The organism is Agrobacterium sp. 22-210-1 (assembly GCF_053522525.1).
This window is the reverse complement of sequence record NZ_JBNWCI010000001.1, coordinates 2,353,067-2,366,500: the sequence shown is the minus strand read 5'-3', so window position 1 is coordinate 2,366,500 and position 13,434 is coordinate 2,353,067. Positions and strand designations below refer to the sequence as shown.

The following is a 13,434-nucleotide window of genomic DNA, read 5'->3' as shown; positions in this document are numbered from 1 at the left end:
CGGAAGGGAGGCTCGCTTCTGGATAAGGAGGCGCAAGCGTGGCCTATACATCGTCTCAACCGCGTCTGGCCCGGTTTTTATCCGGCTGGTCCGCCAAGACTGGAAAACCCGCCAGGCCAGCTGAAGCCGGCATGAAGCGCGTACAGTTCTCCTCGCCCTTCGTACCCTACCTGTTTCTGGCGCCGCAGCTTGCGGTGATTTTCATCTTTTTCTACTGGCCGTCCGTCCAGGCCATTCAGTCTTCGTTTTATCTCGAAGACCCTTTCGGCTTCGGGGCCTCATTCGTGGGCTTCGCCAATTATTCGGACGCGATATTCAATCCGGAATATCTCAACATTGCCAAATTCACGGTCGTTTTCACCGTGCTGGTGACCTTCTTTTCACTGGCGCTCGGCCTTTTGCTGGCCGTCAAGGCGGATGCGGTCATTCGCGGCAGTTCGACCTACAAGACGTTGCTGATCTCCGTTTATGCCATCGCGCCGCCGGTCGCGGGCCTCATCGGCATGATGTTTTTCGACCAGCATATCGGCCCCTTCGTCAAGATGGCGGCGTTTTTCGGCTGGGATATGAAGGTCGGCCTTAATTATTTCGACACGGCCTTTGCCATGGTCGTCGTCGCCGTGTGGAAGCAGATCCCTTATAATTTCATCTTCTTCCTGTCCGGGCTTCAGGGTGTGTCCGTCGCTGTGCGTGAGGCCGCCGCCATCGATTGCCGCTCCGGCTTTCGCCGGTTCTGGACGGTCATCATGCCGCTTCTGGCGCCCACCGCCTTCTTCCTGCTGATCATCAACATCACCTATTCCCTGTTCGATACGTTCGGCGTCATCGACGTGATGGTGAAGGACAAGGCGGCGAACAACCCCATCACGCTGGTCTACAAGGTGTTTCTTGACGGTTTCCGCGGCAATGACATCGGTGGTTCTTCGGCCCAGTCCGTCATTCTGATGCTGGTCGTCTTCGTCCTCACCATCATCCAGTTCCGCTTCATCGAGAAGCGCATCCATTACAATTGAGGGAAAAGACGATGTACAAGACAAAACCCCTCGACCATCTGGTGCTGATAACCGGCGCGCTGTTCCTGATACTGCCTGTTGTCGTGGCTTTCATGACCTCCACGCACACGGCGGCGGAAATCCATCGCACCGGTCTGGCGATCGTTCCGGGCGACAATTTCGTCGAAACCTATGAAAAGGTCCTGACCCAGAAGGGCGGCTTCACCGGGCAGATCACCGGCCTCAACATGGTGCTCAATTCGCTGATCCTCGGCATCGGTTTTGCCGTGGGCAAGATCGTCCTGTCGATGACGGCGGCCTATGCGATCGTCTATTTCCGCTTCCGCTTTGCCACACTCGCCTTCTGGATCATTTTCACGACGCTGCTCTTGCCGCTCGAAGTGCGCATCATGCCGTCCTATGAGGTGATGAGCAAACTTGGCCTGTTGAACTCCTATACCGGCTTGATCGTGCCGCTTCTGGCGTCCGCGACGGGCACCTTCTATTTCCGGCAATTCTTCAAATCCATTCCGGAAGAACTGCTGGAGGCCGCCCGCATCGACGGGGCAGGGCCGTTCAAATTCTTCATCGATGTCATCATCCCGCTGTCACGCACCATGATGGCGGCGATCTTCATCATCATGTTCGTTTATGGCTGGAACCAGTATCTCTGGCCGATGCTGATGACGACGGATGAAAGTTTCTTCACCCTGATGCGCGGCATCAAGTCGATCCTGCAGGTCTGGGTCGGTTCGCAAATTCCCGATTACAACGAAGCTTTCGCACTCGCCGTTCTGGCCATGCTGCCGCCGGTGCTGATCGTCATCGTATTCCAGCGCTGGTTCATCAAGGGCCTCACCGAGAGCGATAAATAAGGAGACCGAAATGGCCGCTATTGAAATCAGTCAGGTCTGCAAGGATTATCATGGCGGCGTGCGCGCCGTGCATCACGTCGATATCGACATCAGGGACGGTGAGTTCATCGTTCTCGTCGGCCCCTCCGGCTGCGGCAAGTCCACGCTCCTGCGCATGGTTGCCGGCCTTGAGGACATCTCCGAAGGCACGGTGAAGATCGGCGACCGGGTGGTCAATCAGGCCGATCCCGCTGACCGTGATATTGCCATGGTGTTCCAGAATTACGCGCTTTATCCGCATATGTCGGTGCGCCAGAACCTGGAATATGGGCTGAAGAACCGCAAGACGCCGAAGGCGGAGATCGATGCACGTGTGGCCGAAGCCGCCCGTATGCTGCAGCTCGAACCCTATCTGGAGCGCAAACCGCGCGCCCTTTCCGGCGGCCAGCGGCAGCGTGTCGCCATGGGCCGTGCCATCGTTCGCAAACCGGCGGCCTTCCTGTTCGATGAGCCTCTGTCTAACCTTGATGCAAAGCTGCGCGTCTCCATGCGCGGTGAAATCAAGCGCCTGCAAAAGCGCCTCGGCACCACATCCATCTATGTCACCCACGATCAGCTTGAGGCCATGACGCTGGCTGATCGTCTGGTGGTGCTGAATGGCGGCCGCATCGAACAGATCGGCGCGCCGCTTGATGTCTATCACACCCCCGCCTCCACTTTCGTCGCCAGCTTCATCGGCTCTCCCGCCATGAACCTGCTGAATGCCGAGTTGCATGGTGATAGCCTCGCCATCGGTCCGTCACTGTTTGCGCTCAACGGTTTTGCACCCGCTTCGGGGTCGGTGACGGTGGGCATGCGGGCGGAGGATTTCCGCATTGCCGCGGCGGGCGAGCAGGGCCTTGCGCTGCGTGTCGATTATATCGAGGAACTGGGTTCGCAGCGCCTCGTGCATGGCATGATCGGCGATCAGAACCTGACAGTGGCTTTCCCGCCGGATGTTGAGGTTCCATCCGCATTGTCGGTGACGATAGCGCCGGAAAAACTGCACTTCTTTTCCAACGAAACCGGCAAGCGCATCGCCGGCAAGGCGGAACAGATCAAGGTACAGACCGCGCAGCTGGCGACGGCCTGATCACGTCGGAAGAAATCGGCGCGATGACTAAAATTGCGCCGATTGTCAAAACCGCTTTGTTACGATCCCGATGATAGAAGACCTCCAATATTTCATGGGGGTTTTCTCATATGTCGTTCAAAATGATGTTCGCGGCGGCTGCAACCATGGCGATCCGCACGGTGCCAATATTGCCGGCCTATCTGCGCGGAGCAAAAGACGAGGCCGTTGTCAGTGCGTCCTGCACCGATCTGCGGCTTCAGCCTGCCCCCATCAATCCCGACTGGATCATTTCCGGCGATCCCCAGGCGCGTGCGGCCGATCATTCCCGAAGCGGCGACCGCGCTTCCAGCACCGCCATGTGGGATTGCACGGCCGGTGAGTTCCGCTGGTTCTTCGGCTGGGATGAAACCGTCTATATTCTGGAAGGCGAGGTGCATGTGACGGCCGAAGACGGTTCGGTCAGCATCCTGCGGGTTGGCGACGTCGCCTATTTCCGGGCTGGAACATGGGCCACCTGGCGGGTAGATGACTATGTCCGCAAGGTCGCCTTCATGCGCCGTCCGTTCCCCAGGGCGCTGGCTCTCGCCTATCGCGTCAAGAACAAGCTGTTTTCCGGCAGTTCCTACAAGCTGGCCGCCTGAACTGGTCAAATAGCCGGGTCGGTGGAACCCACCCGGCTCCACCGGCGGAATTGTGAAGGTTCAATAAAACTCACACAAGCCACCGCTTGCAGCAGTTGCCTTTGAATGGTCGCTGCCCTACATCTTCAGGGTTTTCTGAAGCATTTCCGGGGTTCTCCCGGTCCTGCCGGGAATTTTGAAAAGACGGGACAGTGGGCACTGTGGGCCGGTAAGGCGTCCGCATGCTGCAAGAGGAACATGCGCATGGCGAAGATCAAGAACGTCGCGATCCAGATGGATCATGTCTCCGGCATCAACATTGCCGGTGATTCCACCTTCGCCATGAGCCTTGAGGCACAGGCGCGCGGATACCGGCTGTTCCACTATACGCCAGAGCGTCTTTCCATGCGTGACGGCAAGATTTACGCCGCCGTCGAGCAGATGGAACTGCGTGACATAAAGGGTGACCATTTCTCGCTGTCAGAGCCGGAGCGCGTCGATCTTTCGACCATGGATGTCATCCATCTGCGTCAGGATCCGCCATTCGACATGGCATACATCACCTCCACCCATCTGCTGGAGCGCATTCATCCCAAAACACTTGTTGTCAATGACCCGGCCTGGGTGCGCAACTCGCCGGAAAAGATTTTCGTCACTGAATTCGCTGATCTGATGCCGAAGACGCTGATCACCAAGGACGTGGCCGAGATTGCCCGTTTCCGCAATGAAATGGGCGATATCATCCTCAAGCCGCTTTATGGCAATGGCGGTGCGGGTGTCTTCCATTCGGCGCGTGATGACCGCAATTTCTCCTCCCTGCTGGAAATGTTCGGCCAGATGTTCCGCGAGCCCTATATCGCCCAGGAATATCTGCCTGACGTCCGCAAGGGCGACAAGCGTATCCTCCTGGTGGATGGCGAGCCGGTGGGCGCAATCAACCGCGTGCCGGCGGAAAACGATGCCCGTTCCAACATGCATGCCGGTGGCCGGCCAGAGCCGACGGAACTGACGGCGCGCGAGAAGGAAATCTGCCGTCGTATCGGTCCCGCCCTGCGCGAGCGTGGTTTCCTCTTTGTTGGTATTGATGTGATCGGCGATTATCTCACCGAGATCAACGTCACCTCACCGACCGGCATTCGTGAGGTGCAGAAATTCGGCGGCGCCGATGTGGCAAGCCTATTGTGGGACGCCATCGAGAAAAAGCGCGAAGCTCAGGATTTCTGAAGCGATTTGCAGACCGAACCCCGTTTGTTCCGTGGGTACAACTAGACACAACTAAAATACATCGCCCGCGTGAAATTGTTCACCGGATGTTCTTGTTTTATTCTTTGCCTTATGGCACGTTGCTTGCGGGTGGCCGCCATGGGGCATGAAGCTCTGATGTCGCGGCCGGTTTGCGGGGGCAGGCCATGGTGGCGAAGGTCAATACGGTTGCATTTCAGGGCATAGAGGGTGTGCCCGTCGAGGTGCAGGTCATGGTCGCACCCGGAAAGGTCGGCATCCAGATCGTCGGCCTGCCGGACAAGGCAGTGGCGGAAAGCCGGGAGCGGGTGCAGGCGGCGCTACATGCTTCTGGTCTGGCGCTTCCGGCGAAAAAGGTGACCGTCAATCTCGCGCCTGCCGATCTGCCAAAGGAAGGATCGCATTTCGATCTTCCCATTGCTCTGGGGCTCATGGCCGCTTTGGGCGCCATACCGGCAGAGGCGCTTGGCCAATATGTGGTTCTCGGCGAACTCAATCTCGATGGCACCATCGGCATGGTCTCAGGCGCGCTGCCGGCGGCCATTGGTGCCAATGCTCTCGGCAAGGGCCTTATCTGCCCGGCTGAAAGCGGTCCGGAAGCGGCCTGGGCCGGAGCTGGCATCGATATTCTCGCCCCGCGCAGCCTCATAGCGCTTGCCAATCATTTTCGCGGCACGCAGCTGCTTTCGCGCCCCGTGCCCGCCATCCGGACCAGTCCGGTCAATCTGCCGGACCTTGCCGATATCAAGGGGCAGGAAAGCGCCAGACGTGCGCTGGAGGTGGCAGCGGCCGGCGGTCATAATCTGATGATGGTCGGTCCACCCGGCTCCGGCAAATCCATGCTTGCCGCCCGCCTGCCCTCCATCCTGCCACCTCTTGAGGCAGCGGAGCTGCTGGAAGTGTCCATGGTTCATTCCATCGCCGGCCAATTGTCGGGTGGCAAGCTTTCAGACCGCAGGCCGTTCCGCACGCCGCATCATTCCGCCACCATGGCGGCTTTGATTGGTGGAGGGTTGCGCGCCAGGCCGGGTGAGGCCTCACTTGCCCATCACGGCGTTCTTTTTCTGGATGAATTCCCGGAATTTTCGCCCCAGGTGCTGGATGCTTTGCGCCAGCCGCTGGAGACGGGCGAATGCATCATCGCGCGGGCCAATCACCGCGTCAGCTATCCGGCGCAAATCCAGCTCGTCGCGGCGATGAACCCCTGCCGCTGCGGTATGGCAGGGGAGCCGGGCTTTACCTGCGCCAGAGGTCCGCGTTGTGTGGCCGACTATCAGGGCCGCATTTCCGGCCCGCTAATGGATCGCATTGATATCCGTATTGATGTTCCCGCCGTTTCCGCCACGGACCTCATCCGCCCCGTCGCGTCCGAGCCGAGTGCGGTGGTTGCCGCCCGTGTCGCCAGTGCCCGCCTCGCCCAGCAGGAGCGTTATGCGGCGGCGGGGTTTCCTGCCATCCGCACCAATGCCCGCTGCACGACAACCCTGATCGAAAAATATGCCGAGCCGGATGCGTCCGGGCTGCAATTGCTGCGCGATGCTGCCGAACGGTTGAAATTTTCCGCACGCGGTTATCATCGTATTCTGAAGGTCGCGCGAACATTGGCCGATCTGGACGGAAAACAGACGGTCGGCCGCATCCATGTGGCGGAAGCCGTGTCCTATCGTATCGCGGGCGAGAGGCTGCCGACAGCGGCTTGAGCCGTGATGATTGCGCGCTTTGTTGGAAGAGTTTGGAGGCAGGCTCCTAAAAAGCTCCGCCCTTTTGCGATAAGCAGATGCGAAAGCAGGATATGAAGCGAATCGCATGAATTCAGTCGAATGCCGGGCATTCTGAAACGCATATGCCGCCAGCGGTGCCGGCGGCATAATAAACTTCGATTCTTTGGTCCGCGATCGCGCGTACCGGATGGGGTCGTTAGAGCCCAAGCCCTTCAAAAAGCGCCGTCGAGAGGTAACGTTCCGCGAAGGAAGGAACGATGACGACGATGTTCTTGCCGGCATTTTCCTCGCGCGCGCCGACCTTGATTGCCGCCGCCAATGCTGCACCCGAGGAGATGCCGACGGGCACGCCTTCGAGCCGCGCGGCAAGACGTGCGATTTCGAAAGCCTCGTCATTGGTGACGGTGACGATCTCGTCATAAATTCCGGTATCGAGGATGGCAGGTGCAAAACCGGCGCCGATGCCCTGAATCTTGTGCGGGCCGGGGTTGCCGCCGGAAAGCACCGGGCTGTCGGCGGGTTCAACCGCAATGACCTTCACCTCCGGTTTGCGGGATTTCAGAACCTGACCGGTGCCGGTGATCGTGCCGCCCGTGCCGATGCCGGAAACGAGAATGTCGACCGTCCCGTCGGTATCGTTCCAGATTTCTTCTGCCGTCGTCTTGCGGTGAATATCCGGATTGGCGGGGTTTTCGAATTGCTGCGGTATGATGGCGTCGGGCAGCGTCGCAGCCAGTTCCTGCGCCTTGGCGATTGCGCCCTTCATGCCCTTCGGGCCTTCGGTCAACACCAGTTCGGCACCGAGCAGGGCGAGCATTTTGCGGCGTTCGACCGACATGGTTTCCGGCATGGTCAGGATCAGCTTGTAGCCCTTGGCGGCGGCAGCAAAGGCGAGCGCGATGCCGGTATTGCCGGAGGTCGGCTCCACCAGCGTTGTCTTGCCGGGGGTGATCTTGCCCTGCGCTTCCAGCGCTTCGATCATGGCAACACCGATGCGGTCCTTCACGGAGGCAATGGGGTTGAAAAATTCCAGCTTGGCGAGCAGGTTGGCCTTGACGCCCTTTTCTTTCGCCAGCTTGTCCAGCCGCACGATCGGCGTATCGCCGATTGTTTCCGTAATCGAGGAATAGACGCGTCCGCGTCCGGGCTTTCTGGCTTCGGGCATGATGCTCTCCTGTATGAAGGCCACAGAATAGTGACCGCAAGATTTGAGCGGCAGAATAGGAGCAATCGCCCTGTCAGGCTAGCGAACGTTCATCCTTATATGGCCGGTTTACCGGAAAAATTTCACGATAAACCGGGTAAATGCACGAAATTATTTTAGGTGCTGCGAATGGCGATCATGGTCGCCGTTCCGGCCAGAATGCCCGCCGCTGTGCGGTTGAGGATCGTCAGCGCGCTTGGCCGTTTCAGGAGGTTGCGCGCCTTGGCTGCAAGCAGGATGTAGGGCAACAGAACGGCCATCAACACGACGAAGGTGAGGGCGAGAAGTGTCGCATATTCCGACGGGCCGATCATGCGGATGTCGATCAGCGTCGGCACCAGCGCCACATAAAACAGCATGGTTTTCGGGTTGCCGAGCGTGATCAGCAGGCCGGACAGGAAGGACATCGGTATGCTGGTGCTTTTTTTCGCCTTCAGGTCCTGCGGCAAAAGGCCGGCGGTCCACAGTTTCCAGGCGATGTAGAGGAGATAGGCCGCGCCGGCGAATTTCAGAACCATGAAGGCTTCCTGAAAGGTCTGGGCCACGAAGGCCAGCCCCAGTATCACGCCGGTCAGGTAGATCATGTCGCCCAGCACCAGCCCGAGGCCCATGAAGAAGGTTTCTCGAAAGCCTGAACCCAGCGCCCGTGCCACGATGGCCGTCATGCCGGGGCCGGGAATGGCGGCGGCGATAAAAAGGGCGGTGGCATAGGCTAGAAGGGTCGTCAGTGTCATGATCATGTTTCCCGGAAATCCGCTAGATCAATAGCGAAATTGCCGGGTAAAAACAATTGATCATGCTGGTTGCGGTCAGACCCCGGTCGAACCGAAACCGCCGGCGCCGCGCGCCGTCTCGGAGGTTTCCGTCACTTCGCTCACGGCAACCTGCGTCACCGGCGCGATCACCATCTGCGCAATGCGCATGCCGCGTTCGATGGTGAAATCATCCTGTCCCAGATTGGCGAGAATGACCTTCACTTCGCCGCGATAATCGCTGTCCACCGTGCCGGGGGAGTTGAGGCAGGTGATGCCGTTCTTGATGGCAAGACCGGAGCGGGGGCGGATTTGCGCCTCGTAACCGTGCGGGACTTCGAAGATAAAGCCGGTCGGCACCAGTGCCCGTTCACCGGGTTTCAGCGTCAGCGGTTGGTCTGCAGGCACTGCGGCGCGCAGGTCCATGCCGGCAGCACCGCCGGTCTCATAGGACGGCAATTCGAGGCCTGCGCCATTGGCGAGGCGGACGAGGCGAAGAGGGGGGCGATTGTCATTTTGAACGGTCATGCGGCATTAGTTTGCGCAGATCGCGGCAAGGTCAATTGCAAATGCGGGCCTGAAACGCTAGATAGCCCGCAATTCACAGGATTTGTCAGATGGCCGAAACACTTGCCGAGGCGGTCTCCCGCCGCCGCACCTTTGCTATTATTGCGCACCCGGACGCGGGTAAGACCACGCTCACTGAAAAACTGCTGCTGTTCGGCGGAGCGATCCAGCTTGCCGGTGAAGTGAAGGCAAAGAAGGATCGCATCCAGACCCGTTCGGACTGGATGAAGATCGAGCGCGAGCGCGGCATCTCGGTTGTCACCTCGGTCATGACCTTCGAATATAACGACCGCGTCTTCAACATTCTCGATACGCCCGGCCACGAAGACTTCGCCGACGATACCTACCGCACGCTGACGGCGGTGGATGCGGCGATCATGGTCATCGACGCCGCCAAGGGTATCGAGCCGCGCACGCTGAAGCTGTTTGAAGTCTGCCGCATGCGCGATATCCCGATCATCACCTTCATCAACAAGATGGACCGCGAAAGCCGCGATCCCTTCGAGATTCTGGATGAGGTCGAGGAAAAGCTGGCGCTCGATACTGCGCCGATCACCTGGCCGGTCGGACGGGCGAAAAGCTTCTGCGGCGCTTATAATCTCGCCGAAAATACCTTTCGCGGCAATGATACGCAGGTGGAGGGCCTTTCGGTCAATGGCCCGCAGGCAGTCGCCGACAGGCTGCCGGAAAACGAACGCAAGGTCTTTATCGAGGAAACGGAACTGGCGCTGGAAGCCTGCCGTCCCTTCGACCGCCAGGCGTTTCTCGAAGGTCATATGACACCGGTGTTCTTCGGCTCGGCGCTGCGCAATTTCGGTGTGCGCGACCTCATCAATGCGCTCGGCGATTTCGCGCCGCCGCCGCGCGATCAGGTGGCGGATACGCGCACCGTGCATGCGGCGGAAGACAGGATGACGGCTTTCGTCTTCAAGATTCAGGCCAATATGGACCCCAATCACCGCGACCGCATCGCCTTTGCCCGTATCTGCTCCGGCAAGCTGGAGCGTGGCATGAAGGCGCGCCTGTCGCGCACCGGCAAGCAGATGGGACTCACCGCGCCGCAATTCTTCTTCGCCTCGCAGCGCCAGCTGGCTGATACGGCCTTTGCGGGTGATGTGGTCGGCATTCCCAACCACGGCACGCTGCGCATTGGTGATACGCTGACCGAGGGTGAAAACCTCGTCTTCCAGGGCGTTCCGAACTTCTCGCCGGAAATCCTGCGCCGCGTGCGGCTGGAAGATGCGATGAAAGCGAAGAAGCTGAAGGAGGCCCTGCAGCAGATGGCGGAAGAGGGCGTCGTACAGCTCTTCTCGCCGGAAGACGGCTCGCCGGCTATCGTCGGTGTCGTTGGCGCGCTTCAGCTTGATGTGTTGAAGGAACGGCTGATGGGCGAATACGGCCTGCCGGTCTCCTTCGAAATGTCGCGCTTTTCCGTCTGCCGCTGGATTTCCTCCGATCAGCCAGCGGAAATGGACAAGTTCCTCAACGTCAAGCGCGGCGATATCGCCCGCGATCTGGATGGCGATCCGGTGTTTCTGGCGCAGGACGCCTTCTCATTGCGCTATGAGTCCGAGCGTTTTCCGGCGATCAAGATGGTCGCGATCAAGGAATATCACGTCGCCAAGGCGGCGTGATATCAGCCGGATTGCACTTTGAATGCCAAGGGCTTAGTTTCCCGGTGAAACGGGAAACTGGTCCGGCATCATGACGCTTTCAGGCAAACATATTCTCCTCATCATCTCCGGCGGCATCGCGGCCTATAAGAGCCTCGATCTTATCCGCCGCCTGAAAGAGCGCGGCGCGAAGGTGACGCCGGTCATGACGAAGGGCGCGCAGGAGTTCGTCACGCCGCTGGCCGTTGGCGTGCTGTCGGCCACCCACGTTTTCACGGAGCTTTTTTCCAGACAGGACGAGCAGGATGTCGGCCATATCAGGCTGGCGCGTGACTGCGACATCGTGCTGGTCGCGCCCGCCACTGCCGATTTGATGGCCAAGATGGCGCATGGCCTGGCAGACGATCTTGCCTCCACCATTCTTCTTGCGACGGATCGCAAGGTGTTGGTGGCTCCGGCAATGAACCCGAAAATGTGGACGGCGAAACCGACGCTGCGTAATGTCGAAACGCTGAAAAAAGACGGCGTGTGTTTCATAGGCCCCATGGCTGGTGAGATGGCGGAGAAGGGTGAGGCAGGTTTTGGCCGTATGGCCGAGCCATTGCAGATCGTCGAAGCCGTTGCCGCACTGCTGGATGAGGGGCCAAAGCCGCTGAAGGGCAGAACGGCCATCGTGACCTCCGGTCCCACGCATGAACCGATTGACCCGGTGCGCTACATCGCCAACCGCTCCTCGGGCAAGCAGGGCCATGCCATTGCGGCGGCTCTGGCTGAGCTGGGGGCAGAGGTCACGCTGGTCTCAGGGCCTGTCACCATCGCCGATCCCGCCGGGGTCACGACGATCCATGTCGAGCGCGCCGAAGAGATGCGCGATGCGGTAATTTCGCGGCTTCCGGTGGATATCGCCGTTATGGTCGCCGCCGTCGCCGACTGGCGGGTGACAGGTTCATCGCAACAGAAGATCAAGAAGCAGCCTGGCGATGCGCCGCCCGCGCTGCAATTGACGGAAAACCCCGATATTCTCAAAACCGTTGGTCACCACGAAAAGCGCCCGAAGATTGTGGTGGGCTTCGCCGCTGAAACGCAGGATGTCGAGAAGAACGGCCGGGCCAAGCTGGAGCGCAAGGGCGCTGATTATATTGTCGCCAATGATGTCTCGGCTGAAACCGGCATCATGGGTGGAGACCGCAACAGCGTGAAGATCATCTCGGCGGAGGGCGTCGAGGCCTGGCCGGATCTCGACAAGGCCGACGTCGCCAAACGTCTGGCTGCCCTTATCGCGGAGAAGCTCGCATGAGCCTGTTTGATCGCAAGACCTTTGACAAGGTACTCGGTGGTTGGCCGGGCGTACGTTTTGTCGATCAATGGGACTCTCACGTCGCCAAGGTGGGCGACAAGGTCTTTGCCGTGCTGGGTGAGCGGGAGGACTGGCGTCTGGTGGTGAAATGTTCGGAGGAAAGCTTCGAAATCCTCACCTCGCTGGAAGGCATCCGTCAGGCGCCTTATTTCGCCAAACGCAAATGGATATCGATCGGTGACCACTCACCGCTCGAGCGAGAGGAGCTGGAGCATTATGTGCGTCGCTCCTATGAACTTGTTGCGGCCGGCCTGACAAAGAAACTGCGCGCTGAACTAGGCATATTCTTCGACTAGAGCATTCTCGCGTTTCGGAGAAAAGCGGAAATGCTCCAACGTCACATGCCGGGCGTTTCGCCTGAATCGCCTTTCGTGTTTCGACCGATGATCTGGCGAACGCCCTCCTTGGTGAAGGGCTGAAAAAGCTGGGGCAGAAAGCCCTTCGCAATTTGCCCCTTGATGCCGATATTGGTGGAGGATGGGCGATCGGGATTGAAATAGCTGCCGAACAGCTGGTCGAATATGACGAGATTCTCGCCGTAATTGGTGTTTCCCTCGGGAAGCTCCTTGGAATGGTGCCAGCGGTGCAGCCGCGGTGTGCTGAACACATAGTCCAGCGGGCCGGTTTTCATATCGACATTGCAATGGGTCAGAATGCCGATGAAGGCGGTAACGGCGCCAAGCCACCAGAAAACGTGCAAGGGTGCGCCCATCAAATAGAGCGGAAGCTGACTGAGCGCGATCTTGAAGAGCGAGTCCGCCACATGAAAACGGCCGGTATTGACCACCCATAGCCGGACAACGCTGTGATGCAGGGCATGGAAACGCCAGAAGAACACGGTCTCATGCGCGATACGGTGCGCCCAGTAGAGGCCGAATTCAGCGATGGTGACCGCAAGTGCGACCTGAATGATCATCGGCAGATCGGAAGGCCACAGATTGAAGCGCATGGCTGCAAGCGGTTGCAGCACGTTGGCGGTCAACATCGGAAAGATTGCTCCCGCAACGGCGGCAAGCTGGACAAGGCCCTTGGTCAACAGGGTGTGGCCAATGCTGGTCGCGGTTTCACCATCGCCCTGAAGCCACTGAACCTCATAGGGGATATAACGTTCCAGGAGAAACAGGCTTAACACCGCGCCCGCATAGACGCAGAGGAACGCCATGATGGGGTGGCTGCTGTTGAAGGCGAAATAGGAGCCGGCAAGGCCGAAGAAAAACACCATGGGCCACGAACAATAGGAAAGGGCCTGTTTTACTGCCTGAGTTTTTGCCATGAATTTCAGTTCCCGTCCGGCAATCATCTATCATTCAACCAGCGACGCAACTCTCCGCAGGATCGCGGTTGCCCGTCGCTGATGCGCCCGTCCCTGCATGGATCGGTGCGCAGGGGCCGCATAGG

13 protein-coding genes are annotated in these 13,434 nt (G+C 59.2%); 9 read left to right on the top strand and 4 right to left on the bottom strand.

The window, feature by feature from the left end; genetic code table 11:
• The first annotated feature begins 38 nt into the window (after nt 1–38).
• From ACQZ5F_RS11850 to ACQZ5F_RS11825, 6 genes are all read left to right on the top strand, one after another.
• A complete protein-coding gene (locus ACQZ5F_RS11850; protein ID WP_225339535.1) occupies nt 39–1,013 on the top strand; it encodes an ABC transporter permease subunit in 975 nt (324 codons plus the stop codon).
• Between the two features lie 11 nt (nt 1,014–1,024).
• A complete protein-coding gene (ugpE, locus tag ACQZ5F_RS11845) occupies nt 1,025–1,867 on the top strand; it encodes a sn-glycerol-3-phosphate ABC transporter permease UgpE (RefSeq protein ID WP_046799281.1) in 843 nt (280 codons plus the stop codon).
• 10 nt (nt 1,868–1,877) lie between these two features.
• Nucleotides 1,878–2,978: a sn-glycerol-3-phosphate import ATP-binding protein UgpC gene (locus tag ACQZ5F_RS11840; RefSeq protein WP_046799282.1), complete on the top strand. Its 1,101-nt coding sequence runs from the start codon at nt 1,878–1,880 to the stop codon at nt 2,976–2,978.
• A gap of 110 nt (nt 2,979–3,088) precedes the next feature.
• A complete protein-coding gene (locus ACQZ5F_RS11835; protein ID WP_046799283.1) occupies nt 3,089–3,601 on the top strand; it encodes a cupin domain-containing protein in 513 nt (170 codons plus the stop codon).
• A gap of 243 nt (nt 3,602–3,844) precedes the next feature.
• Nucleotides 3,845–4,804 (top strand): glutathione synthase, encoded by a 960-nt coding sequence (gene gshB / locus ACQZ5F_RS11830; protein WP_046799443.1) that lies wholly within the window; start codon nt 3,845–3,847, stop codon nt 4,802–4,804.
• A gap of 185 nt (nt 4,805–4,989) precedes the next feature.
• The gene (locus ACQZ5F_RS11825) at nt 4,990–6,522 is read left to right on the top strand and encodes a YifB family Mg chelatase-like AAA ATPase (protein WP_225339534.1); all 1,533 of its coding nucleotides are present in this window, start codon (nt 4,990–4,992) and stop codon (nt 6,520–6,522) included.
• 217 nt (nt 6,523–6,739) lie between these two features.
• Here ACQZ5F_RS11825 and cysK read toward each other — a convergent pair whose 3' ends face one another.
• The 3 genes from cysK to dut form a co-directional block, all read right to left on the bottom strand.
• Nucleotides 6,740–7,708 carry a cysteine synthase A gene (gene cysK, locus ACQZ5F_RS11820; RefSeq protein WP_046799306.1) on the bottom strand — a complete coding sequence of 323 codons (969 nt, stop codon included), beginning with the start codon at nt 7,706–7,708 and terminating at the stop codon, nt 6,740–6,742.
• A 155-nt stretch (nt 7,709–7,863) separates the two neighbouring features.
• Complete coding sequence (locus tag ACQZ5F_RS11815; protein WP_019564444.1) at nt 7,864–8,481, bottom strand: LysE family translocator; 618 nt, start codon at nt 8,479–8,481, stop codon at nt 7,864–7,866.
• A gap of 75 nt (nt 8,482–8,556) precedes the next feature.
• Nucleotides 8,557–9,027, bottom strand: coding sequence for a dUTP diphosphatase (gene dut, locus ACQZ5F_RS11810; RefSeq protein WP_052820302.1), 471 nt, complete (start codon nt 9,025–9,027; stop codon nt 8,557–8,559).
• An 89-nt stretch (nt 9,028–9,116) separates the two neighbouring features.
• Here dut and ACQZ5F_RS11805 point away from each other — a divergent pair, with 89 nt between their 5' ends.
• From ACQZ5F_RS11805 to ACQZ5F_RS11795, 3 genes are all read left to right on the top strand, one after another.
• A complete protein-coding gene (locus ACQZ5F_RS11805; protein ID WP_052820301.1) occupies nt 9,117–10,700 on the top strand; it encodes a peptide chain release factor 3 in 1,584 nt (527 codons plus the stop codon).
• 70 nt (nt 10,701–10,770) lie between these two features.
• Entirely contained in the window at nt 10,771–11,976 is a 1,206-nt protein-coding gene (gene coaBC / locus ACQZ5F_RS11800) for a bifunctional phosphopantothenoylcysteine decarboxylase/phosphopantothenate--cysteine ligase CoaBC (RefSeq protein ID WP_225339533.1), read from the top strand.
• Nucleotides 11,973–12,332 carry an MmcQ/YjbR family DNA-binding protein gene (locus ACQZ5F_RS11795; RefSeq protein WP_046799310.1) on the top strand — a complete coding sequence of 120 codons (360 nt, stop codon included), beginning with the start codon at nt 11,973–11,975 and terminating at the stop codon, nt 12,330–12,332. Before coaBC ends, ACQZ5F_RS11795 begins: the two co-directional genes overlap by 4 nt.
• 41 nt (nt 12,333–12,373) lie before the next feature.
• Here ACQZ5F_RS11795 and olsE read toward each other — a convergent pair whose 3' ends face one another.
• On the bottom strand, nt 12,374–13,309 hold the full coding sequence (gene olsE / locus ACQZ5F_RS11790; protein ID WP_046799449.1) for an ornithine lipid hydroxylase OlsE: 936 nt from the start codon (nt 13,307–13,309) through the stop codon (nt 12,374–12,376).
• Between the last annotated feature and the right edge of the window lie 125 nt (nt 13,310–13,434).

Excerpts from the sequence above, each read along its gene's own strand:
- ugpE (WP_046799281.1), top strand. The coding sequence starts at position 1,025 with ATGTACAAGACAAAACCCCTCGACCATCTGGTGCTGATAACCGGCGCG.
- ACQZ5F_RS11840 (WP_046799282.1), top strand. The coding sequence starts at position 1,878 with ATGGCCGCTATTGAAATCAGTCAGGTCTGCAAGGATTATCATGGCGGC.
- ACQZ5F_RS11835 (WP_046799283.1), top strand. The coding sequence starts at position 3,089 with ATGTCGTTCAAAATGATGTTCGCGGCGGCTGCAACCATGGCGATCCGC.
- gshB (WP_046799443.1), top strand. The coding sequence starts at position 3,845 with ATGGCGAAGATCAAGAACGTCGCGATCCAGATGGATCATGTCTCCGGC.
- ACQZ5F_RS11825 (WP_225339534.1), top strand. The coding sequence starts at position 4,990 with ATGGTGGCGAAGGTCAATACGGTTGCATTTCAGGGCATAGAGGGTGTG.
- cysK (WP_046799306.1), bottom strand. The coding sequence starts at position 7,708 with ATGCCCGAAGCCAGAAAGCCCGGACGCGGACGCGTCTATTCCTCGATT.
- ACQZ5F_RS11815 (WP_019564444.1), bottom strand. The coding sequence starts at position 8,481 with ATGACACTGACGACCCTTCTAGCCTATGCCACCGCCCTTTTTATCGCC.
- dut (WP_052820302.1), bottom strand. The coding sequence starts at position 9,027 with ATGACCGTTCAAAATGACAATCGCCCCCCTCTTCGCCTCGTCCGCCTC.
- ACQZ5F_RS11805 (WP_052820301.1), top strand. The coding sequence starts at position 9,117 with ATGGCCGAAACACTTGCCGAGGCGGTCTCCCGCCGCCGCACCTTTGCT.
- coaBC (WP_225339533.1), top strand. The coding sequence starts at position 10,771 with ATGACGCTTTCAGGCAAACATATTCTCCTCATCATCTCCGGCGGCATC.
- ACQZ5F_RS11795 (WP_046799310.1), top strand. The coding sequence starts at position 11,973 with ATGAGCCTGTTTGATCGCAAGACCTTTGACAAGGTACTCGGTGGTTGG.
- olsE (WP_046799449.1), bottom strand. The coding sequence starts at position 13,309 with ATGGCAAAAACTCAGGCAGTAAAACAGGCCCTTTCCTATTGTTCGTGG.